At 65.7% G+C, this 22134-nt stretch carries 18 protein-coding genes and 2 pseudogenes; 16 read left to right on the top strand and 4 right to left on the bottom strand.

Features of this window, described 5'->3' with window-relative positions; translation table 11 throughout:
- Positions 1-62 precede the first annotated feature (62 nt).
- From FCN77_RS02805 to FCN77_RS02755, 11 genes and pseudogenes are all read left to right on the top strand, one after another.
- A complete protein-coding gene (locus tag FCN77_RS02805; protein WP_137321025.1) occupies positions 63-1394 on the top strand; it encodes an ABC transporter substrate-binding protein in 1332 nt (443 codons plus the stop codon).
- Positions 1391-2341, top strand: a complete 951-nt coding sequence (locus tag FCN77_RS02800) for a carbohydrate ABC transporter permease (RefSeq protein WP_137321024.1) — start codon at positions 1391-1393, stop codon at positions 2339-2341. The genes FCN77_RS02805 and FCN77_RS02800 overlap by 4 nt, the downstream gene beginning before the upstream one ends.
- Positions 2338-3246, top strand: a complete 909-nt coding sequence (locus FCN77_RS02795; RefSeq protein WP_137321023.1) for a carbohydrate ABC transporter permease — start codon at positions 2338-2340, stop codon at positions 3244-3246. Before FCN77_RS02800 ends, FCN77_RS02795 begins: the two co-directional genes overlap by 4 nt.
- Positions 3247-3296: 50 nt before the next feature.
- Positions 3297-4586 carry a glucarate dehydratase family protein gene (locus FCN77_RS02790; protein WP_137321022.1) on the top strand — a complete coding sequence of 430 codons (1290 nt, stop codon included), beginning with the start codon at positions 3297-3299 and terminating at the stop codon, positions 4584-4586.
- Positions 4583-5809, top strand: a complete 1227-nt coding sequence (locus FCN77_RS02785) for a hypothetical protein (protein ID WP_137321021.1) — start codon at positions 4583-4585, stop codon at positions 5807-5809. Before FCN77_RS02790 ends, FCN77_RS02785 begins: the two co-directional genes overlap by 4 nt.
- A 61-nt stretch (positions 5810-5870) precedes the next feature.
- Positions 5871-6925 (top strand): annotated as a pseudogene (locus FCN77_RS02780) (zinc-dependent alcohol dehydrogenase family protein).
- Positions 6926-7061: 136 nt separating this feature from the next.
- A pseudogene (locus FCN77_RS02775) lies at positions 7062-8239 on the top strand (diguanylate cyclase).
- An 80-nt stretch (positions 8240-8319) separates the two neighbouring features.
- Positions 8320-8637 (top strand): hypothetical protein, encoded by a 318-nt coding sequence (locus FCN77_RS02770; protein WP_137321020.1) that lies wholly within the window; start codon positions 8320-8322, stop codon positions 8635-8637.
- Between the two features lie 10 nt (positions 8638-8647).
- Positions 8648-11371 (top strand): PEP/pyruvate-binding domain-containing protein, encoded by a 2724-nt coding sequence (locus tag FCN77_RS02765; RefSeq protein WP_137321019.1) that lies wholly within the window; start codon positions 8648-8650, stop codon positions 11369-11371.
- A 289-nt stretch (positions 11372-11660) separates the two neighbouring features.
- Entirely contained in the window at positions 11661-11864 is a 204-nt protein-coding gene (locus FCN77_RS02760; protein WP_013599688.1) for a cold-shock protein, read from the top strand.
- A 169-nt stretch (positions 11865-12033) separates the two neighbouring features.
- Positions 12034-13197: a DUF6226 family protein gene (locus FCN77_RS02755; protein ID WP_137321018.1), complete on the top strand. Its 1164-nt coding sequence runs from the start codon at positions 12034-12036 to the stop codon at positions 13195-13197.
- A gap of 608 nt (positions 13198-13805) precedes the next feature.
- On the opposite strand, the gene FCN77_RS02750 is transcribed toward FCN77_RS02755, so the two are convergent.
- Both FCN77_RS02750 and FCN77_RS02740 read right to left on the bottom strand, forming a co-directional pair.
- Positions 13806-14813, bottom strand: a complete 1008-nt coding sequence (locus FCN77_RS02750) for an NAD-dependent epimerase/dehydratase family protein (RefSeq protein ID WP_254678823.1) — start codon at positions 14811-14813, stop codon at positions 13806-13808.
- A gap of 492 nt (positions 14814-15305) precedes the next feature.
- Positions 15306-16034: a TetR/AcrR family transcriptional regulator C-terminal domain-containing protein gene (locus FCN77_RS02740; protein ID WP_137321015.1), complete on the bottom strand. Its 729-nt coding sequence runs from the start codon at positions 16032-16034 to the stop codon at positions 15306-15308.
- A gap of 164 nt (positions 16035-16198) precedes the next feature.
- Here FCN77_RS02740 and FCN77_RS26205 point away from each other — a divergent pair, with 164 nt between their 5' ends.
- Positions 16199-16561, top strand: a complete 363-nt coding sequence (locus tag FCN77_RS26205; protein ID WP_137321014.1) for a hypothetical protein — start codon at positions 16199-16201, stop codon at positions 16559-16561.
- A gap of 71 nt (positions 16562-16632) precedes the next feature.
- Here the strand turns inward: FCN77_RS26205 and FCN77_RS02730 are convergent, their stop codons facing one another.
- Positions 16633-17034, bottom strand: a complete 402-nt coding sequence (locus FCN77_RS02730) for a cytochrome c oxidase subunit 4 (protein ID WP_137321013.1) — start codon at positions 17032-17034, stop codon at positions 16633-16635.
- Positions 17035-17198: 164 nt separating this feature from the next.
- Here FCN77_RS02730 and FCN77_RS02725 point away from each other — a divergent pair, with 164 nt between their 5' ends.
- Together FCN77_RS02725 and FCN77_RS02720 are read left to right on the top strand one after the other, a co-directional pair.
- Positions 17199-17744 carry a GNAT family N-acetyltransferase gene (locus tag FCN77_RS02725; protein WP_254678822.1) on the top strand — a complete coding sequence of 182 codons (546 nt, stop codon included), beginning with the start codon at positions 17199-17201 and terminating at the stop codon, positions 17742-17744.
- Positions 17745-17805: 61 nt separating this feature from the next.
- Positions 17806-18372, top strand: coding sequence for a dihydrofolate reductase family protein (locus FCN77_RS02720; RefSeq protein ID WP_137321011.1), 567 nt, complete (start codon positions 17806-17808; stop codon positions 18370-18372).
- 84 nt (positions 18373-18456) lie between these two features.
- Here FCN77_RS02720 and FCN77_RS02715 read toward each other — a convergent pair whose 3' ends face one another.
- Entirely contained in the window at positions 18457-19686 is a 1230-nt protein-coding gene (locus tag FCN77_RS02715) for an acyl-CoA dehydrogenase family protein (RefSeq protein WP_137321010.1), read from the bottom strand.
- 108 nt (positions 19687-19794) lie between these two features.
- Between FCN77_RS02715 and FCN77_RS02710 the strand changes: the two genes are divergently transcribed.
- The gene (locus tag FCN77_RS02710) at positions 19795-21522 is read left to right on the top strand and encodes an AMP-binding protein (RefSeq protein ID WP_137321009.1); all 1728 of its coding nucleotides are present in this window, start codon (positions 19795-19797) and stop codon (positions 21520-21522) included.
- A gap of 30 nt (positions 21523-21552) precedes the next feature.
- Positions 21553-22059, top strand: a complete 507-nt coding sequence (locus FCN77_RS02705; RefSeq protein WP_137321008.1) for a MarR family winged helix-turn-helix transcriptional regulator — start codon at positions 21553-21555, stop codon at positions 22057-22059.
- Positions 22060-22134 lie beyond the last annotated feature (75 nt).

Raw genomic sequence — 22134 nt, 5'->3', positions numbered from 1 at the left:
CTCTCATGAAGTATGTTTCACATAGTAACACTCATTTACATATGTAAAAAGGGAGAATCAAAGTGGATTCCAAGATCAGGTTTCGAGCACGGGTTGCCGTGGCCCTGTCCATTGCCTCAGCGGCTGCACTGACCGGCTGCGCAGGCGGGTCATCAGCCCCGGCCGCCACTGACGACGGCCAGCCCATCGAGGTGTGGGCGCGCGCCGGCACCGACGCCACCACCACCTACTCCGCCATGTTTAAGGAATTCACGGCGAAGACCGGCGTTCAGGTTAATTTCCAGGGGGTTCCGGACCTGGACCAGCAACTGCAGACCCGCGCGGCCTCCAAGAAGCTGCCGGACATCGTCATCAACGACTCCGCTGCACTGGGGAACTACACAGCGCAGGGCTACCTCCAGAAGATCGACAAGTCCTCGGTGACCGGCAATGACCGCATTGCCGATTCCCTGTGGAAGGAGACCGAAGGCCTGGACGGAGCGAGCTACGGAGTTCCGTTCTCCCGCCAGACCATGGTCACCATGATCCGCAAGGACTGGCGCGAAAAGCTGGGGCTTCCCGTCCCCAAGACGCTGGAGGACCTGGCGAAGCTCGCCACGGCCTTCGCCACCCAGGACCCGGACGGCAACGGCCAGGCGGACACCTACGGCATGGCCGTTCCCGGCTCCACCGAACGCGGATACCTGGGCTGGTGGGCTTCCTCGTACATCTGGCAGGACGGCGGCAGCTACCTGAAGGACGAGGGCAACGGAAAGTATTCGTCCAGCGCTTCCTCCCCGGAAACCCGTGCTGGCGTCAGCTGGATCAAGCAGCAGTTCTGCACTCCCGGAAACACGCAGCCAGGCGCTCTGACCGCAGCAACCAGCGTCGCCTCCCCGTTCTTCCAGACCGGCAAGGCCGGCATCATCCTCACCGGTCCCTACAACTTCTCGTCGTTCGACAAGACTCCCGGCAAGGACGCCTACGAGGTCGTCGAAGCCCCCAAGGGCTCAAAGGACAACACTGTGCTGGCCGAGGGCGAGAACATCTACGTCACGGCCAGCAACGGCAAGAAGGACCAGACCAAGCAGGTCATCGACTACCTGGTTTCCGAGGACGGCCAGAAGGCCGGCATGACAGCCGGCAAGCAGCCGATCGTCCGCGTGCCGGTGAATTCCGACGTCGATGCTGCCGCCGTCTACAAGGATCCGCGCTGGTCAGTGGTGCAGGAGGCGCTGAAATCGTCGTCCAAGGCCTTCCCGTCGGCCATCAACTTCGTCCCGTTCCGGCAGGCCGCGGCTGAGGCGCTGAACAAAATCGTGGCCGACTGCCCTGCGGACAACGTTACCTCCGGCCTGCAGGCACTGGACACGGCCATCAATGACGAACTGAACAGCCAGAACGCCAAGTCATGACAGCAACTCCGACGAAAACCCCGGTTTCCCGGCCGGCGCCTCCCGCCCCCAAGGCGGCAGGAAGCTCCCGGAAGCGCAGGGGCAGCAAACAGGCGCTCGCCGTCTGGCTGTTCCTGGTGCCGGCTGCAGCGCTTGGCCTGTATTTCAAGTTCATCCCGATGTTCGAGGGCGTCCGACTGAGCCTCTTCAAGGTCCAGCCGTTCCTTGGGGACGTTTTCGTGGGCTTCGAGAACTATGCCAAGGTCCTCGGTGACCAGCGCTTCATGGAGGCCCTGGGCCACACCATATTCCTCGGTGTCACCCAGACCTTGGGCGCATTACTGGTGGGGTTCGTGCTGGCACTGCTTCTGGAGGGCCAGGCGCGTTCACTCTGGTTCCTTCGGACGGCCATCTTCCTTCCCGTCGTCACCGCCCTGGCCGTGGTGGGCGAAATCTGGCGGATCCTGTATTTTCCCACTGCCGACGGGCCGCTGAACTCCATCCTCGGCTGGCTGGGTCTGGGTCCGCTGCAGTTCCTCAACGGCACCGACACTGCGCTGTGGTCCATCGCGGTGGTGGGAATCTGGAGCGGCGCCCCGTACAACATGGTGATCATCCTGGCAGGGCTGACCGGGGTGGACCGCTCCCTCTACGAATCAGCGGGCGTTGACGGAGCCACTGTCTGGCAGAGGCTGCGCTACATCACCCTGCCTGCGCTGCGCCCCTCGCTGGTCATCGTCCTTACCCTCGCCGCGATCCGGAGCCTGCGCAGCTTCACGGAAGTGTACGTGCTCACCGGCGGCGGCCCTGCAGGATCCACCGAAGTCTGGATGACCCGGATGTACTCGCTCGGGTTCCAGCGCAACGACATCGGCGTCGCGTCAGCTGCCGCCGTGCTTCTGCTGGTTGTCACGCTGCTGCTGACAGTCGGAACCCAGTACCTTGCCAAACGGAAGGCCGATCGATGACCCTGACCCGCACAACGGCTGCTCCCGGGCGCCGGCCGTCCCCGTCAGCCCGGTTTGATACAGCGATTGGCTGGTCGCCGCAGTTCGGCGCCAACATGGCCCTGCGAATCGCCCTCTGCATCCTGGTGTTCTGCATCTTCGCCCTGCCGTTCGTGGCTATCATCTCGGCGGCTTTCGACCGGAACTCCAGCCCCACGGAAATTTCGCTGCTGCCGAAGACCTTCACCCTGCAGAACTTCGAGGTGGCGCAGCAACAGGGCCTCTGGGGCTACCTGCTGAACTCGCTGGTCATCGCGGGCGGCGGACTGCTGCTTCAGATGACGGTCTCGGTGTTCGCGGCGTACAGCCTGAGCCGGAAGAAATTCCGCGGCCAGGCCCTGGTGCTGCTGCTGGTCCTCATGACCATGATGCTGCCGGAAGAAGTCATCGGTATCCCGCTATCCCTGGTCCTTGGCGACCTGCCGTTGCTTGGCATCAGCCTGAAGGGCAGCGTCCTGGCCGTCATCCTGCCGGTGGGCATCTGGGGGTTTTCGATCTTCATCATGAGCGAGTTCATGAAGGAGATCCCCGGTGAAATCGAGGAGGCCGCCAGGCTGGACGGCGTGGGCGAATTCCGGATGCTTTTCACCATCATCCTGCCGCTCTGCAAGCCCGCGCTGGGCGTGATTGGAATCTTCGGTTTCATGATGGTGTGGGACCAGTACCTGCTCCCCCTGATCGCGGCCAACGATCCCAGTGACTACACGCTCACCGTGGCACTCTCCGTGCTTCGCAACGACACAACAGTTGGTCCCGGAGTCCTGGTTGCCGGCGCGGTGATGGCCATGATCCCCAGCCTGCTGGTGTACCTCCTCCTGCAACGATCCATGATTCGCGGCATCACCTCCGGCGCCACCAAGGGATAGGCTCCGCCGTCGCGGCAGCCTAGTCCCCTACCTTCCCCGAAAGAAGCTCAATGAACACCAGTACCACTTTCCAGGCCATCAGCACTCCCACAGCCGCGGACCTCAAGATCACTGACATCACCATCACCCCCATCGCCTTCTCCGATCCACCGCTGCTCAACGCCGTCGGCGTCCATGAACCGCTGGTCCACCGGGTAGTGATCGAGATCCGCACCGCAAACGGCCTGCTCGGCCTGGGCGAGTGCGCCGGCGGGCAGAGCCGGCTGGTGAACCTGGCAGTCGGGGCAAGGGCCATCACAGGCGCGAGCGTCTTCGATACCACCCTTATGGAGCTGCTCATCAATGAAGCGCTCGCTGCTGAGCCCTCAGTGTTTGAGCGGGCCGCCGTGTTCTCCGCCTTCGAAGTAGCGGCGCTGGATATCCAGGGCCATGCAACGGGCAGGAGCGTCAGCGAACTACTGGGCGGCACGGTCCGGGACGAGGTTCCCTTCAGCGCTTACCTCTTTTACAAGTGGGCGGAACATCCGGCCTTGGACGGAAAGCCCGCCATTTCCGACGAATGGGGTGAAGCCCTGGACCCGGAGGGCATCGTCCTGCAGGCCCGCAAGATGATCTCCGAGTACGGCTTCAAATCGATCAAACTCAAGGGCGGCGTATTTCCGCCCGACCAGGAAATCGAAGCAATCAAGGCGCTTCGCCAGGCCTTCCCCGGGCTGCCGCTGCGGCTCGACCCCAACACGGCCTGGACCGTGGAAACCTCGCGCTGGGTAGCCCAGGAAACGTCGGGGCTACTTGAATACCTCGAGGACCCCACTCCAGGCCTTGACGGCATGGCGGAGGTGGCCGCGACCGCCGGCATGCCGCTGGCCACCAACATGTGCGTGGTGGCTTTTGACCACATCAAGCGCAGCGTTGAACTCGGCGCGGTGCAGGTCATCCTCGGCGATCACCATTACTGGGGAGGCCTGCGGCATACCCGTGAACTCGGAGCGATTTGCCAGACGTTCGGGATCGGCCTGTCGATGCACTCCAACTCGCACCTGGGAATCAGCCTGGCAGCCATGGTGCACGTCGCCGCCTCGACCCCCGCGCTTACCTACGCCTGCGATACGCATTATCCGTGGAACGGCCACAACGACGTCGTGAAACCGGGCGCCCTGCGATTCGTTGACGGCAGCGTCAAGGTCCCGTCCGGTCCGGGACTGGGCGTCCAGCTGGACCGGGAGAAGCTGGGAGAACTCCACCAGCAATACCTTGACGCCGGCATGACGGCGAGGGACGACACCGGCTACATGCAGAAGTTCGTCCCGGATTACACAGCGGACCTTCCGCGCTGGTGAAAAATCCGAGAGTCAGCGTCACCGGCTACCTCTACCCCTGGGACGTGTTGGATGATCCCGGCGCCGCAGGGGACGTCGCTGCAATGGGCGTGGACCGGGTTGCCCTGGCTGCTTCCTATCACTCGGTGCGGGCAGCAACACCCCGCCACCCCCGCCGCCGCGTTGTGGACGCCCGCACGGCGGCCCTGTATGTCCCGGTGACCGACGCCTGGGAGGGCCAGTGCCTGGTTCCCGCCGAGGGCACAGGCTGGACGGGAACAAGTGACGCCTTTGGCGAAGCTGCCCGGGAGCTGCGGGCCGCAGGTGTCCCGGTGGATGCCTGGACAGTGCTGACCCACTCCAGCTCCCTGGGCGCAAGGCATCCGCAGTTGTGCGTCCGCAACGCCTTTGGGGAAAACTACCTCCATGCCTTGTGCCCCTCGAACGAGGCCGTCCGGAATTACTCGCGCATGATCGTGGGCCAGGTGCTCCGGCACGGAAATCCGGACGGCCTGGTGCTTGAGGCAGCCGGGCCACTCGGCTTCAGCCACCAGAACCAGCATGAAAAGACCGAGGGGGCGGACTATTCGCCCTGGGTCCAGGCCCTGCTCTCCCTTTGCTTCTGCGATGCCTGCCGCTGCGGGTACGGACGCCGGGGCATGGATGCCGGCGACATGGCAGCGAAAGTCAGATCCGCGGTGCTGTCCGTTTCCACGGGGTCCGGTGAGGATCACCGTCTGGAACTGGGAGCGGGCGGTGTGGCAGACGGGTTCGTGCCGCTCCTGGAATGCCGGTGGGATGCCACTGCCAGGCTCCTGGACAGTGTCCTGGCGGAGGCAGCAGCACGGCCGGACGTCCGGCTTTCGATCCATGCCTCCCCGGACCCTTGGGCCACCGGGCCGTTCGCGCCCCTGCGCGCGCTGGAGCGAAGCAAACTGTGGGACAGCTTTCCGGGCGCGACAGCGGTGCTCCCGTGCTGGGGCGCCACGACGGACAGCACCGCAGCGCTCAGGTCCTTCCGGAGCGACGCGCCAGCGGCCGCAACCGGCGCCTACGTGCTCGCGCTGCCACCGAAGTCCGCAGATAGCCGTGCCCTCTCGCAGGAATGGAAGGCGCTGCTGGACGGAGGCTGCACCGAGCTTCACCTCTATCACCTGGGGCTCGCCTCGACCCGTCGGAGGGAGGCAGCCGCAGGTGCCTTGGAACTGCTTCGTGGCCGGGAGGGGACCAGCCCGGAGGAATGACCAGGCGCTTGAGCCGGGTTTAGACTCAGTCCTGGCCCAGCACTCGTTCGAAGGAGCCCTCATGCGCGCCACCATCATCCACGGCCCTGGAGACATCAGGGTCGAAGACCGTGACTACCCCACCATCCAGCTACCCACCGATGTTGTGGTGAAAGTAACCGCATCGTGCGTCTGTGGCTCGGACCTGTGGCCGTACCGCGGCGTCAAGCCAACCCACAAACCGTCCGCAATCGGCCACGAATTCGTCGGCGTGGTGGAAAGCGTCGGCGACGACGTGACCGGGCTGGCGGAGGGCGACTTCGTGATCGCACCCTTCGTGGTCAGCTGCGGCAAGTGCCCGCAGTGCCTCAATGGCGTCACCGTCGCGTGCGACTATCTGGCCGGTTGGGGCGGGAAGGATGACACCGGCCACAAGATCGACGGCGGCCAGGGCCAGGCCGTCCGGGTTCCGCGGGCGGACAGCACCCTGGTCAAGGTTCCGGGCGTCAGTGACCCGGACGCCGCTCTCACGGCGAACCTGCTGACGCTGTCCGATGTCATGGCCACCGGCCACCACGCGGCGCTGTCCGCGAAGGTGGGACCCGGCCGCACCGTTGTAGTGGTGGGCGACGGCGCCGTCGGGCTGTGCGGCGTACTGGCAGCCAAGCGGCTCGGGGCGGAGCGGATCATCGCGATGTCCCGCCACGCGGACCGACAGGCGATCGCCCGCGAATTCGGGGCCACCGACATCGTGGAGGAACGGGGCGACGCCGGCGCAACCAGGGTCCGCGAGCTTCTCGGCGGCGTGCTGGCCGACTCCGTGCTGGAATGCGTGGGCACCAAGGAGTCCATGGAACAGGCCCTGCACTGCGTCCGCCCGGGAGGCGCCCTGGGTTTTGTGGGCGTCCCCACCGGCGGCGCGGAAGCCCCGCTGCGCTACCTCTTCGACACCAACGTTTCCATCGCAGGCGGGATGGCGCCCGCCCGGACCTACATCCCGGAACTGCTGCGGATGTGCTGGCCGGAAACATCAATCCCGGCCGGGTGTTCGATTCCGTGATGCCCCTGGAGGAAGCACCGGAAGCCTACAAGGCCATGGACGAACGGCGCGCCATCAAGGTGCTGCACACCCCCTGACCCGGCCGGATTGCCGCACCGCTTAACCGATTGCGGAGCTGGCGCCGGCGCCTACGGATGGGATACTAAGTCCACGCATGCACTGGTTCCGGGCCTGGTCCGGGATTTCGCATGATCGCGAACTGGGGGAATCCGAATGCACCTCGACACCTTAACCCTCAGGGTTGCCTTCGCCGTGGTCGCATTCACCCTTGCCCTCCTGTTCTACTTCGCGGCGTACCGGACCACCCGGTCCGCCTACAGCGCCTGGTGGTGCGTTGCCCTGACGCTCTTCCTCGCGGGATCCGCTGCGTACCTTCTCAACGGAACAGTCCATCAGGTGTGGGCGAACCCGCTGGGCAACTGCCTGGCCGTTACGGGCTCAGCCAGTGTCTGGGCCGGTGCCCGTTCGCTCAGGGCGGCTACGCCCAAATGGTGGCAATTGGCCGCTGCTCCGGCCGTCAGCACGGTGGCGGCGGCGGTGGACCATCCTGCAGTGAACATCTGGCCCGGAGGAGCAGTGTTCCTGGGCGCCATGAGCCTGATGATCGGTCTCGCCGCCCGGGAACTGTGGCGGCTCGAACCGGGCTACTCCCGCGTCCGCATACCTCTTGCCCTGACGGCCGGAATATTTGCCGCGTACTACTTTTGCCGGATGGTGGTGTTCATCTTCGAGGGCCCCGGCGGGCCGCTCTTTGCGGGCTATTTCGGGTCCGCCGTAACCACGCTGGTCACCATGGTGCTGCTGGTGGTGGTGTCTTTCAGCATGGCGGCACTCAGCAGCGAGCAGCAGACGCGCGCGCTGAGGGCCGTGGCCACGCAGGACGGCCTGACGGGCCTGCTCAACCGGGCGGCCTTCCTGGAGCTGGCCTCGGATGAGCTCCAGCGCCTGCAGCAAAACCGGGCCTCGGGGTCCCTGATCCTTGCCGACCTCGACCATTTCAAGGTGGTCAACGATACCTACGGCCACGCCGCGGGGACGTGGCGCTGCAGTCCTTCGCCTCCGCCTGCAACGCCACGGTCCGGTCAACGGACCTGGTGGGACGCTACGGGGGCGAGGAATTCATCTTTCTCCTGCCCGGCGCCAATGCGGACGGCGCCGAAGCCATCGCCACGGAGATCAACCGGCAGCTGGGGACGGTCCACGGTCCCGGCGGCGCCCGGATGCCCACGGCGAGCTACGGCATTGCTCCCATCGGCGACGACGCGTCCGGTCTTGACGAGCTGATCGCCACTGCGGACGCCGCCCTGTACCGGGCCAAGTCGCTGGGGCGCAACCGCGCGGTCCGGGGAAGTACCCGCGCCGTGGCACCCGGCACGGCCCCGCCAAGGTAGGGCACTTCTACCTGTTGCGCCGCACCGGCCCGGGGTCTAGCCTGATCCGCATCAGCATCCACCGCCGTCGAGGAGCCGTCATGGCCGGTTTTGTGCAGATCATCGAATTCCAGACCTCCCGGATCCAGGAGATAGAAGAACTGGGCCGTCCGTCAAGGACCGAGGGAAGCACCGCGCCCACGTTCCGGCAGATTGTGGCCACTGCTGACCGTGACAGGCCCGGGACGTATTACACCATCGTCCACTTCGATTCCTACGAATCGGCCATGGAAAATTCCAGCCGTCCGGAAACCTCGGATTTCGCTGCCAAGATGGCGGCCCTCTGCGACGCGCCTCCGGTCTTCCGCAACCTGGACGTGTTGTGGGAGGACACCGGAGACACCACGGATAACCCGTAGAAGCCCGACGATGGGTTCCACAAGCCCTGCCGCCCCGGACATTTCCGCCGGGGTCCCCGGGAACCTGGTTGTGGAGCTGGCCCAAACGGGTTCAGCGTCCCTGGCGCTGGTGGGCGGGAAGGCCCTGAATCTCGGCAGGCTTACCGCAGCGGGCTTTCCCGTGCCGTCCGGTTTCTGCCTGACAACAGCCGCCTACCGGATGGCCGCGCCACCAGAACTTGATGGCATGGTGGCCCGGCTGGACGCCCTGGACGGCCTGAACACCGCGGACGCCCCGGGCAGCCCGGACGGCTTGAACATCACGGCCAGCCACCGGGCAGAAGAGCGGGATGATCTGGCCCGGCGCGCCCGCGACGCCGTGGCGGCTGCGCCGGTCCCTCCCGACGTTGAGGCCGCCATCCGCGGAGCCTATGCGGCGCTGGGTGCCCGGCCCGTGGCCGTGCGCTCGTCAGCCACTGCCGAGGACCTGCCCTTCGCCAGTTTCGCTGGCCAGCAGGACTCGTTCCTGGACGTCGTCGGGGCCGACGCCGTCCTGGCGGCGGTCCGGCGGTGCTGGGCGTCGCTGTGGACGGACCGGGCCGTCGCCTACCGCGCCGCGAACGGGATCAGCCACGGCGAGGTGAGCCTCGCCGTCGTGATTCAACAAATGGTGGACGCCGGCATGGCCGGAGTGCTGTTCACCGCCAATCCCGTGACCGGCACGCGCACGGAGACGGTGATTGATGCCAGCCCGGGGGCGGGCCAGGCGGTGGTCTCGGGAGCGGTGAACCCCGACCACTTCGTGGTGGAAACCGCCACGGGCCGGATCCTGCAATCTCCGCCGGACCGGGGACGGAGCCTGGCCCACACACAGATTCGCGAGCTGACCTCCCTGGGCGATGACGCCCAGCGCCTCCTTGGGGCGCCCCAGGACGTGGAATGGGTGATCGACGCTGAAGGCAAAACCTGGCTCACGCAGTCCCGGCCCATCACCACGCTGTATCCGCTGCCGGAGCCGGCCGCCGGAACGGACCCGGCCGCCGGGACGGAGCCGCGCATCTACCTGTGCGGCACGCTGCTTCAGGGTCTCACCCGCCCCATCACTCCGATGGGACTGTCCGTTTTGGGCCTCATGAGAAACGACAACGGCCCGTGGAAATACGCCAACCCCGGGCTGCGGATGTACGTCGACCTGACGCCGATCGTGCGCAGTAAATCCGGCCGCCGGGCACTGCTGAGGATGATCCCGCTGGCGGACGGGAGGTCGGCAGCCATTTTGCCCGCAATACTTGAAGACCCAAGGTTCGGCATCGTCCGGTCTCACCGTAGGAAGCCTGGCAGGAAGGAAGCCTCGGGCGCCCGCAGGAAGCGAAGCGGGGGGACTGAACAAGCCCAGAGCCGTGCCCTGGCCGTCAAGCTCATTCCGGCCCTGGTCCGTGCCGCACTGCGGCCCGACGCGGAACTGCGCAGGGCGCGGAAGTTCCAAGAACGGCTCGAAGCCCGGCTGAGGCTGCCCGATCCGGCGACTCCGGCCAGTCGCCTCCAGCACGCGCGGGATGTCCTGGACGGAACGGTTGACGGGCTGATGCAGGCCACGCTGCCCGGCCCGGCGGTCGGGTACCTCATGCTGGCCCTGGCGCGCCGGCTGCTGCGCGGAATTGCCAAGCCGCGCGAGCTGGAGGCTGTCCTGCGCGGGCTGCCACATAACGTGACCACCATCATGGACCTTGAACTGTGGCAGCTGGCGGTTTCGCTGGGACAGGATCCCGAGGTGCGCGGTGCCTTCCTGCAGCACAGCCCCAGCGAGCTGGCCGCCCGGTACAGGGCGGGCACGCTGCCCGGAGCTGCCCAGGCCGGGCTCGGGACATTCCTGGCAGAGTACGGCCACCGCGCCGTGGCGGAGATCGACCTGGGGATGCCCCGGTGGTCCGAGGAACCGGACCACCTGCTGGGAATGATCTCCAACTACCTCAGGGTTGAAGACCCGGAACAGGCGCCGGACCGCCAGTTTGCCCGGGCAGCGGATCATGCGGAGGCGCGGGTCCAGGACCTGGTTGAGCGTGCGGGCACCAGAAGCCGGCTGCGCGGGTGGCTGGTGGGGCTCTGCCTCCGGAGGGCGCGACAGCTGGCCGGCCTCCGCGAGCTGCCCAAGTTCTACATCGTGATGGTCCTTGCCGAGATGCACCGGCAACTCGCTGCCGTCGGTGCCGAACTCGCGCGTTCCGGTGCCGTCGCTTCCGCCGCCGACGTGTTTTTCCTGGACTTCGACGAGGTGCTCGTGGGACTGCGCGGGGCGGACCTGAAGGGCATGGTCAGCGACCGCCGTCGGCTGTACGACGTTGAACTGCGGCGACGGCGCATACCGCGCCTGCTGCTCTCGGACGGCACCGACGTCGAGGCCGCCTTCCTGGCGAAAACCGCAGCGCTCCCCCAGTCCGCCGCGGCCGGGCTGGCCGGGACGCCCGCCTCTGCCGGTACGGCCACCGGGAGGGTCAGGGTGGTCATGAACCCGGTGGGCGCCCATCTGGAACCCGGGGAAATCCTGGTTGCTCCCTCCACCGACCCCGGCTGGACGCCATTGTTCATGACCGCCGGCGCCCTGGTGATGGAGATGGGCGGAGTGATCTCCCACGGGGCTGTGGTGGCCCGCGAATACGGGATCCCCGCCGTCGTCGGCGTCGTTGATGCGACGTCGAGGCTGCATGACGGCCAGACCGTCACGGTGGACGGGGCGTCCGGGACCGTAACGTGGTGAGTTCCTTGCCCTGGTCCGCAACAGCCGGGCCAGTGCGCCTATGTTACGAAGAATTTGGGGCGGCGATCCGCGAGCGCCGGGAGGCAGTCCGCCCAGCGTCCCCGCGTCATTCCGCGGCGGAACGCTGCCGGAAATATGGGCACGATCCCCGGACTATGAGGCGAAAGAGCACTTATACCCTTGCACCCGGGGCGTCTGCCCCGTACGTTGGGGACAGCGGGGGACGTTCTCCGCTCCGCGGGCCGTTGTGTCCGCGGAGAGAATCAGAGTCACATAAAGGAATGCAGCCATGGCAACAGGCACAGTTAAATGGTTCAACGCCGAAAAGGGTTTTGGCTTCATTGCCCCCGATGACGGATCAGCTGACGTTTTCGCCCACTATTCGGCGATCGCGAGCAGCGGTTACCGTTCACTGGATGAGAACCAGAAGGTCGAATTCGATGTGACCCAGGGCCCCAAGGGCCCGCAGGCAGAAAACATCCGCCCTCTCTAAGGCTTAGGGTAACGGCTCCGGCGCACAGCCGGGCCACCCTGTACCAGCACAACAGCCCCTCTGAAACGAAAGTTTCGGAGGGGCTGTTGTGTGTTGAGGCATGGCGCCCCGGTAAGCTTCCGGCGCCCGGCAGGACATCGCCGGCACCACAAAGGACTAGGATCCCGGTATGGGGACCATAGAGGAACTGTTCGAAGGGGAGCCAACCGGTTTGCCGGCGCCCGTGCCGCGCGGCAGCGCGCTCTACCAACAGGGGTCCGGCCCCTCGGCCAAGGTCAGGCATGCCGGAGGCTATGCGCCGTTCATCGACTTCTGCTCCGCGCGCGGTGTGCCTGCCGAAGATCTGGCTTCGGATATTGAGCGGCTCATTTGGTTCCTCCGCGAGGTGGGCCCGGAGATTGAACGTGACGCCCTCGCCGCTGCGGCAGCAATTTTCACCGGAAACGCCATCGCCCGGCTGAGGCCGGATGCCCACTGGGCGGCCTACGAAGACGGTTCCCGATTGGTCGGAAACCGGGTCAGGCAGTTCGAGACTGACCGACTTGTAGAAGGCCTGCGAGGTGCCCACGACGGATCGGTCCGGGGGCTTGTTTCCGCACTGTCCGAGTGGGCACAGGAAGAGGTGGACAGTACGCCGGCCGTCCGGCCCGTGCCGGTACCCCCGACGGCCAGACTGCCCCTCTACCTCCGGCCGCCACTGCCGGCAATGACCTATTACTCCCCCAACGGCGAACCTATTCCCTACGGCCAGCGGTGGGATCCCGACGGTCCCGCTCCTGATTCATACAGCGTGGACAGCCACCCGGAACGGTTCGGCGGGCTTCACACCGTCGCCCTGGCCCTTATCGATCATCTGGCTGCGGCCTACGATGTGGACGTCGACACGGATCCGGTCCATGCAAAGGAGCTGCTGGGGGTGGCCCGGAACGTGGTGGAAGCTGTGCGGGTAACGCCCCGAGGTCGCGGCGCAGCGCGTCTGACGTTTGTGCTGACCTCGTATCCGGGAGTCATGGTCCACGCCGGTGTGCTGCATGACTTCCCGTTTCCGGTGTGCGGTTGCGATGCCTGCGACGAGACGGCTGAGACAGCGGCGGACCGGATGGAGATGCTGGTGCTTGCCGTTGCGGCCGGCGGATACAGTGAGCGTTACCCGGCGGGCAGCCGGCGGTGGTGCGAGTACGCGCTGACCGCTGTCGACGGTTCCGGCTCTGAAAGTGGGCGGGGCGAACCTGGGCCCGTGGCCGCCGCCCGCCTCCGGGACGCCGAGATCCGGCTAAGGGACATGGCCGGAGGGTGGAGTCCGTGGCCGCTGCGCGAAAGCCCCGGGCGGTAGGCGTCGGTCATGTCACGAATGGGGGGAAGACACTGGATCGGGCATGCCGCGCTGATGCTGGCTGTAGTCTGCTCGGGCGCCGTCATCACCGGGTGTGAATACGCAGACGACATTCCGGATCCGACGGCGGCCCCGGCCAGATCGTCCCGCCCGGCCCCTCCTCCCCCGCCGGCTGCCGCCCCGAACCTCGCCAAAGACGAAGCGAAGAACCTGCGCGAACTGGACATACTCTTGGGCCCACGGCCCGGCGGGGTCGTCCTGACCGGGGCGGGCGGTCTCGCTGGCAGCGGGTTCCGAAAAACAGGCACGGCAGTAGGACAAGGTTCGTATACGGTCACGGCTGCGTGCATCGGCACTCCTAAGGCCACGCTCGTTGTCTCCCAGACAGATCGTCGAGGTGGAATCAGTCAGGAGTTGGACTTGAACTGCGGAACTACGGCGAGCATGAAACTAGACCTGGAAGACGGCCGGGTCCTTGCCCAGGGATTTCGCAGGACCATCGACGCCGGTGCCGGATCAGTGGTCGGCTTCTGGCTAACCCCTGCATCATAGGCAACCGGACAGGAGACGGAACATGCCCGGCGGTCAGCCGGGCAGCACAATCGAGGTTACTTCCGGCGAAGGTATCCCTCTTCCAGCTCATAGTTGAGGTAATGATTGAAGAATGGATCGCCCTGCCCTGGAACTGCATTCGAGGCTGCCGCGCTGATAAGCCAGTCGATTTGGTGCGGAATGGTTTCCGCGTAGCACCCTACGGGTTCATAGCCCAGTTCCAGGGAGGCCGCAGTACTCAGGACCAGCGGCGGACGGAAGTTCCACGGGTGGTCACCGAGACCAGCAGGGGCGCTGCTGTCCAGCAGGACTTCATCCCATTCGTGGCCGAGGTATTCGGCGATTGTGCGTGCGATGCCTTGGGCGTTCGGCGCGTCGGGATCGGCGCTGTTGAGGACGCGTGCCCCTGGTACGGCGGCAACGCGTTCCACCAGGGCGGCGGTGTTGACCGCCGCCGTCGTGTGGTCCCCGCCTTTGCCAGCACCGGCCAAGAATACCGCGGGCCGCCCATCGAGGATGCGCTTGACGAACATCCATTCCCGTGGCCTGCTTGCACCTTCACCGTGGACCTTTGACGCTCGGATTACCGTCACCGGGTGGCCGCTGTCCAGCAGGGCGCGCTCGGCGGCGACTTTGTTTGCTCCGTATCCTTCCGGGGAGTCATAGTCTCCGGCGCCGGGTTCCATTGTGGGGTTGCTTTCGGTGACAGCAGTATCAAAGCGCGGCGCGACGTCGGAGTTCACGTGGTTGCCGGCGGAATCGATATAGACCGCTTTACTCGAAAGCATCACAGCCGAGCTCACATCAGGCAGGTGCGGAAGGAGCTGCCGCGCATCCGTCTCGGTGAAGCACACTGCATCTACGAGAAGATCCGCTCCGGCACCAATTGCCCCGGCGAGCGCTGCAGGTTCACGCCGTTCCGAGGTGATGAACCGGGCCCCGGCAGCCGTTAGCCCCTTCGGCATCCTGTCCCGGTCCCGGCCCGTCACGTCCACAGCCCAGCCGGCTTTGATGAGCCGCCAAGCCATGGCCCGGCCGAGAACGCCAGTACCGCCAAGAATCACAGCCCGTTTCATCCGCGGGCTTAGGCGCCGTTGCCCGGGCCGCTGCCCCCGTTGCCCGGGTCCGGGGATTGCGACGCCTTCAGCTCCCGGATGCGGAGGCGTAGAAAGATGACGACCAGCACCAAGGCATAAACAGCCAGAGCGGTAATAGCGATCAGAACGGCCGAGTAAAGAATTCCCAAAATTCCGAAAGAAACCACAACAAATCCCCCAATGAAATGCGGCAGGTGCCGACACGAGCTTCAGATGCTAGCACTCTAAGCATCGGAGTAGAGGCCCTCGCCGGACGAGTCCTAGGGGCGTTCGCACCACTTAAGCCCGCGCGGCGCCCCAAGCGTGTTCCACCGGCTCGGGCGTCCGTCACGTTCTTCCATGGCGGAATGGATCGGCCCCGGATGCGGGTTCTCCAACCGCCAGGTGCCAGCCAGTCGAGCGCCTCCATCCCCACAAGCCAGCACGGGTTCAACCAAGTCCAAACCTGCGTGGGGCCAATCATTTGTTGCCGTGGTCCAACTTCGCCCGCGCCGACGTCCAGCCCTGCCGGTGGAACCGCTCGAAACCGTCGAGGAGCAGATCGAGGGCGAACTCGAACTCAAACTGATCGTCACAGCCTTGCCCCACCACCGACCCGTCGTCGTGGGTGGCCGCCGAGGCGACTTTCAGAATATTCGGATACCTCGCTGCCATCTCCTGGAACGTCGCTGCCTGGACGTCGGGCGCCACCTCAGCCTGCGATGCCTGGCCCGGGTCGTCGAAGAGCTCCTGGGTGAACCCCCACATGCGGCTGCCGAGGGCGTGCATGACGTGGTGGGTGAGATCCACGGCGAACCCGCCGGCGAAGAACATGCCGATGAACGAGTCCATGTACCCCAGCACCGCCGGTGTCGGGTTGGTGCGCGTCTCCAGCACCGGACGGGCCCACGGGTGACGCAGCAGCGAGTTCCTCGCCGAGAGGACCCTCAGCCGGACCGTGTTCTTCCAGTCCGTGCCGGGGACCGCAGGGGCGATCTCGCCGACAATGACGTCGACCATGCCGTCAAGCAGTTCCTCCTTGTTGGCGACGTGCTTGTAGAGCGCCATCGGCACGACGCCGAGCTCCTGGGCCAGCCGCCTCATGCTGAGTGACTCGATGCCCACCTCATCGGCAAGCACCACGGCGGCATCCAGCACGCGTTCCCGGTTCAACGGAAGTCGGCGCGTCGCCTCCGCCTGCTGAGTCATGTGGACATCCCTCGTTAGCTGCCTTCTTGGGACAAGTGTACTACGTACACCTTGTGACACGGGAAATCGCGTGCCCGGGCAAATCATGGTTGGCCCGTGCCCGCTGGCAGGGGGTTCCCGTTGGTGCCCTGACCGGGTTCAATGAACACCAAGGAGTCCGCAGAATGCGCTCAGGGGAAGCCATGAAGTCCAAGGGCCGGCTGCAAATTTCGTTGGGCAGTGTGCTGCTGTTTGGGACACTGTTTGTTTTACCGTCATCCGCTTATGACGTGTTGTCCGGCAGGGCGCCGGACGGTTCGCTAGCGCTTTTCGTGTTGGGACTCGCCCTGCCGGCCGGCGGCGCGGGTCTGCTGGGCATCGGGTTGGTCAGACGGTCGCGTGACCTCCGCGCCGCACGGACGTACGACTCGAGGGAGCCTTCCATCCCGGATCCGGAGCGTCCCGAGAACCCCTACGCGCCGCCACCCGTGTTCTCGCAGTATCAGGCGGGCGCGGGGCCGTCAGCCCAAACGGCACACGCGGACTAACAGGGCCGTCGATTTAACGGCACCGTCGGACCAACAGCGCCGCAGGCCGAGCGCCCTCGGACGAACGCATGTTAGTGGGCGTGATCCCCGCGGCTGTACTCGAAGACCCATCCAATCAGGGCAATCAGGGCGAACCCGGCACTGAGGTAGACCAGCCAGAATCCGATGGCCATGCCCAGGAAGCCGACGGCTGCGGAAAAGCCCAAAGCAATCGGCCACCAACTCCAGGGACTGAATTGGCCCTGTTCACCGGCGCCCTCATGGATCTCCGCGTCCTGTCGGTCTTCGGGACGCATCCCAATGCGCCTGCCGGTGTATCCGAGGTAGCCTCCGATCAGCCCGGCCAGGGCGCCCACCAGCCACAGCGCCAGGAAACCCACCGGCTCAGTCCAACCCGTGACGAAACCGTAAACCACGCCCACAGGGACGAAGAACATCGACAATCCTCCGAAAATCCAGGATTCGATCCGCATGGCTCCTCCTTTTCCGCGAATAAAGTCGGGGTTGATCCCGTCCGGTTTCCCCCTGAAACAACTCTGATCCCCGCCCCGCCCCGGCGGAAGGGCCCAAGGACCTCCTTAGGGCATCCGCTGGACCCGCCCGCACGCCGCCACGCTCCACGCGCCGATAGAGTCAGATGATGGATACGGATGCCACCACACTGATCGGCACTGTTCAATTGCGGGTGCTTCGGGACTCTGATGCAGGCCTCCTTGGTGCCGCCTACCAGCTAAACCGGGACCACCTCGCCCCTTGGGAGCCCGCCCGGTTCGACGAGTTCTTCACTACGGCCGGCCAAGGCGAGGCCATCGAAGCCAAACTCGCATTGCACGCGGCCGGCTGGGAAGTGCCTTGGGTGATCCTTGACGGCCACCGCATCATCGGAACGGTCACGCTGAGCGGGATTGTCCGCGGGCCCTTCCTGAACGCCCACGTCGGATACTGGATTGACCGGGAGTACAACGGCCGGGGAATCGGCACTGCCGCCGTCGTGCATGCTGCAGCGGCCGCAAGGGAAGAACTGGGGCTGCACAGGCTGCAGGCTGCGACGCTCAGGCACAACGCGGCGTCGCAGAAAATTCTGAAGCGTGCACGGTTCCAGGAGATAGGAGTGGCGCCGTCCTACCTGAAGATTGCCGGCTCCTGGCAGGATCATGTCCTGTTCCAACGGATCCTCGAGTGATTCACTGGAACCTATGACGGCGGCCACGCCCCGGCGGCCGCCCGGCCAAGGAGGTAGCGCCATGCGGAAGATCATCCTGATGATGTCTGTGTCCATTGACGGGTTCTTCGAAGGGCTGGACCGTGACATCAGCTGGCACCTCGTGGACGACGAACTCCACCAACACTTCAACGATGAGTGCAGGGCGATGGGCGCGTTCCTGGACGGCCGGATCACCCATGAGCTCATGGCCGAATTCTGGCCGACGGCGGACCAGGATCCGGACATCACGGCGACGATGGCCGAGTTCGCCAAGATCTGGCGGGACATGCCGAAGTTCGTCTTTTCCCGGACCCTCACCACGGCGGACTGGAACACCACGGTGATCCACGATGTCGTGCCTGAACAAATCGCGGAACTGAAGGCGCAGCCCGGCGGTGACCTCGCGCTCGGCGGCGCCAACCTTGCCGCAACGTTCATGCGGCACGGCCTGATCGACGAATACCGGATCTATGTCCACCCCGTGGTCCTGGGCGAGGGCCGGCCACTGTTCCAGTCGCCGGACGTCAGGATGAAGCTCAGCCTGACCGGGACGCGGACTTTCGGCAACGGCGTGGTCCTGCTCCAGTACCAAAAGGGCCAGGACTAAGGAAAGTACGACGGCGACGGCTCACCGCGTGCGCGGACGCGTCACGGCGCGTGAGCCCGGCCGCCGGGACGGGCCGCCGGGCCCTCAGACGAACGCCGACTTCCCCGTCACGGCGCGGGCCACGATCAGGGAGTTGATCTCGTAGCTTCCTTCATACGTGTAAAGGATTTCGGCGTCGCCAAAGAGCTTGCCCATCTCGTAGTCGCTGCTGATGCCATTGCCGCCCATCAGCGACCTGCCCATGGCCACCGAGGCCCGCGCCAGCCTGGTGGTGGTGGACTTGGCCATGGCGGCCTGCACCATTTCCAGCTTGCCGTCCTGCTGGATCCGGGCCAGCTGCGCCATCAGCGCCAGTGAGGCACTGGCGTTGCCCAGGATCTCGGCCAGCTGTTGCTGGATCAGCTGGAACTTTGCCAGTTCCTTGCCGAACTGCTTCCGTTCCAGCGCATACGACCGGGCGACGTCGAAGGCGGCCAGCTGGATCCCGGCACCTTGCCAGCCAACCCAGGCGCGCGAGTCGCGGAGGAGGTGGTTGGCCTTGGAAAAGTCAGTGGCGCCGGGCAGCAGGTTCGCTTCGGGAACGCGCACGTCGTCCAGCCGGATGTCCGCGTTCTGCATGATCCGCAGGCCGATCTTGTTGCAGATCTTCGTGGCGGAATACCCCGGGCGGTCCGTTTCCACGATGAACCCCTTGATCTGCTGATCAGCGACATCGCGGGCCCAGACAAGCGCGAAATCAGCGATGGTCCCCGCGCCGATCCAGCGCTTGGCCCCGTTGATCACCCATTCGCCGCGCTCCAGCCGGGCTGACGTTTCGAGGCCGCCGGCAATGTCCGAACCGTGGTCCGGCTCCGTCAGCGCGAAGGCGCCCAGCTGGGTGAAAGCTGTCAGCCCGGGAAGCCAGCGTTGCTTCTGTTCCTCCGAACCGAGCGCGTCGATCATCCCGACGATCAGCTCGTTGTGGATGCCTACCAGGGCGGAGAGGGAAACATCCGCGCGGGCCACTTCCACGTACATCAGGCCCTTGAAGAGCGCCGACGTTCCGTCCGTCTGCAGCCCGCCCAGCCCGTACTTACCCATTTCGGCCAGCAGCCCGAAAGGAAATTCCTCGCGGTTCCAGTACTGGATCGACGCCGCGCGAATGCGGGACTGCAGGAAGTCCCGCACCTCCAGATAGCGCGAGCGCTCCCCTGCCGGCAGCAGGTCCACGATGTACATAAGGTCCGCGTCGGGGAACGGCGGTTCCGGCCGCTTGGCAGCAATTTCCGCAGTATCGGGCGATCCGCTGGCACGTCCCTGTGTCTGCACGGGCATGTATCCCTTCGTCGTCCGCCGGCCGCACCCTCGCACCCGGCCCTTCCAAACCCTTGGATGTCCTAGTATATTGCACAGTGATGTGGATCACTAGGCGAAAGGGCCCCCATGACAGTCACCGACGACTTCCGGGCCGCGAGGGACAGGCTGCTTGCCCTGCGCGAGAACTACGGCCAGGCGCGAGATGAATTCCAATGGCCCCGCTTCGAGGAGTTCAACTTCGCCCTCGACTGGTTCGACCGGATAGCCGCGGACCCGGGCAAGGGCGCCAGGCCCGCCCTGGTCATCGTGGAACAGGACGGCAGCGCCACCCGGCGGAGCTTCGCGGAGCTTGCCGGGCGCTCCAACCAGGTGGCCAACTGGCTCCGGGGCCAGGGCGTCCGCCGCGGGGACCGCATGATCATCATGCTCGGCAACCAGGTTGAACTCTGGGAGCTCATGCTGGCGGGCATCAAGCTGGGCATTGTGATGATTCCGACCACCACCCTGATGGGCCCGACGGACCTGTTGGACCGGGTGGACCGCGGCGAGGCGGGCTGGGCCGCCGTCGGAAGCTCCAACATCGGCAAGTTCGCCGACGTCCCGGGGAACTACAAACTGATTGAAATCGCGGACGGCGATGCTTCCTCCGCCGAAGAGGCGGCCGCCCAATACACGGAGGCAGCCGGCGCCCCGGCAGACTTCACGCCGGACGCGCCCACCCGGGCGGACGAAACCCTGCTTCTCTACTTCACGTCGGGCACCACATCCAAGGCCAAACTGGTGGAGCACACCCATACCTCCTATCCGGTGGGCCACCTGTCCACCATGTTCTGGATCGGGCTGGAACCCGGCGATGTGCACCTGAACGTCGCCTCGCCGGGCTGGGCCAAGCACGCCTGGTCCAACGTGTTCACACCCTGGATCGCCGAGGCCTGCGTGTTCATCTACAACTACAGCCGGTTCGACGCCAAGGCTCTGATGGAACAAATGGACCGGGAAAAGGTGACCAGCTTCTGCGCCCCGCCCACCGTGTGGCGGATGCTGATCCAGGCCGACCTCACCGTCCTGAAGAACCCGCCCACCAAGGTGGTGTCCGCCGGCGAGCCGCTCAACGCCGAGGTGATCGACCAGGTCCACCGTGCCTGGGGCCAGACCATCCGGGACGGCTTCGGCCAGACCGAATCCACGGTGCAGATCGCCAACACCCCCGGCCAGCCGATCAAGATCGGCGCCATGGGCAAGCCGCTGCCCGGCTACGACGTGGTGTTGGTTGACCCTGCTACGGGCGAAGAGGCCGACGACGGCGAGCTCTGCCTCCGCCTGGACCCCCGCCCTGTTGGGCTGATGAAGGCGTACTACGGCGACCCGGAGAAGAGCGCGGACGCCTTCCGGGACGGCTATTACCACACGGGTGACATGGCCAGCCGGGACGAGCGCGGCATCATCACCTACGTGGGCCGCGGCGACGACGTGTTCAAGTCCTCCGACTACCGGTTGTCCCCGTTCGAGCTGGAAAGCGTCCTGATCGAGCACCCGGCGGTGGCCGAGGCCGCCGTCGTCCCTTCCCCCGATCCGCTGAAGCTGTCCGTGCCGAAGGCGTTTGTGGTCCTGGCCGCTGGGCACCAGCCCGGCCCCGAACTCGCGGAGGACATCCTGCGGTACTGCCGCGACCGTCTGGCCCCGTTCAAGCGAATCCGGCGACTGGAATTCGCGGAGCTGCCGAAGACCATCTCGGGCAAGATCCGCCGCGTGGAACTCCGGCACAGCGAAGAGCTCCGGCACGGCAGCGGCCCCCTGCCCGAGGGCCTGGGCGTCGAGTACTCCGAGTCGGATTTCCCGAATTTGAAAAGCTAGGCTGGAACAACCCACATGTCAGGAGGTGCCATGGGAAACCCGCTCCCGCGCGATCCCATCGCCGACGCCCAGCGCAACTGGGAACGGCACGGCTGGGGTGATGTTGCCGCGCCCATGGCCGCCATCACGGCCATCATGCGCACGCAGCAGATCCTGCTGGCCCGGATCGAAGGCGTGCTCAAGCCCTTCGGCCTGACCTTCGCGCGCTACGAACTCCTGGCACTACTGAGCTTCGCCCGCAGCGGCGCGCTGCCCATGAATAAGGCGAGCGCGCTCCTGCAGGTCCACCCCACTTCGGTGACCAACGCCGTCGACCGCCTCCAGGTCGCCGGCCTGGTGGTCCGCTCCCCGCACCCGACGGACGGCCGCACTACCCTGATCGAGCTCACCGCCGAGGGCCGCACCCTGGCCAAAAGTGCGACGGCGGCGCTCAACACCGAAGTGTTCGGCCAGTCAGGTTTCGCCAACCAGGACGTGGACCAGCTGATCCGCATCCTCGGGAAATTCCGACGGAATGCCGGCGACTTCTCGGACTGACCACCGTGTTGCCGCGATCAACGCGGCGGGCAGCCCTAGACTTCGAGGGACTAGGACCCGGTACCGAGGAGAGCG

This window comes from Arthrobacter sp. 24S4-2 (genome assembly GCF_005280255.1).
Classification (GTDB): Bacteria; Actinomycetota; Actinomycetes; order Actinomycetales; family Micrococcaceae; genus Arthrobacter.
Note: the sequence above shows the minus strand (reverse complement) of the source record. Positions and strands in the feature narration are given on the sequence as shown.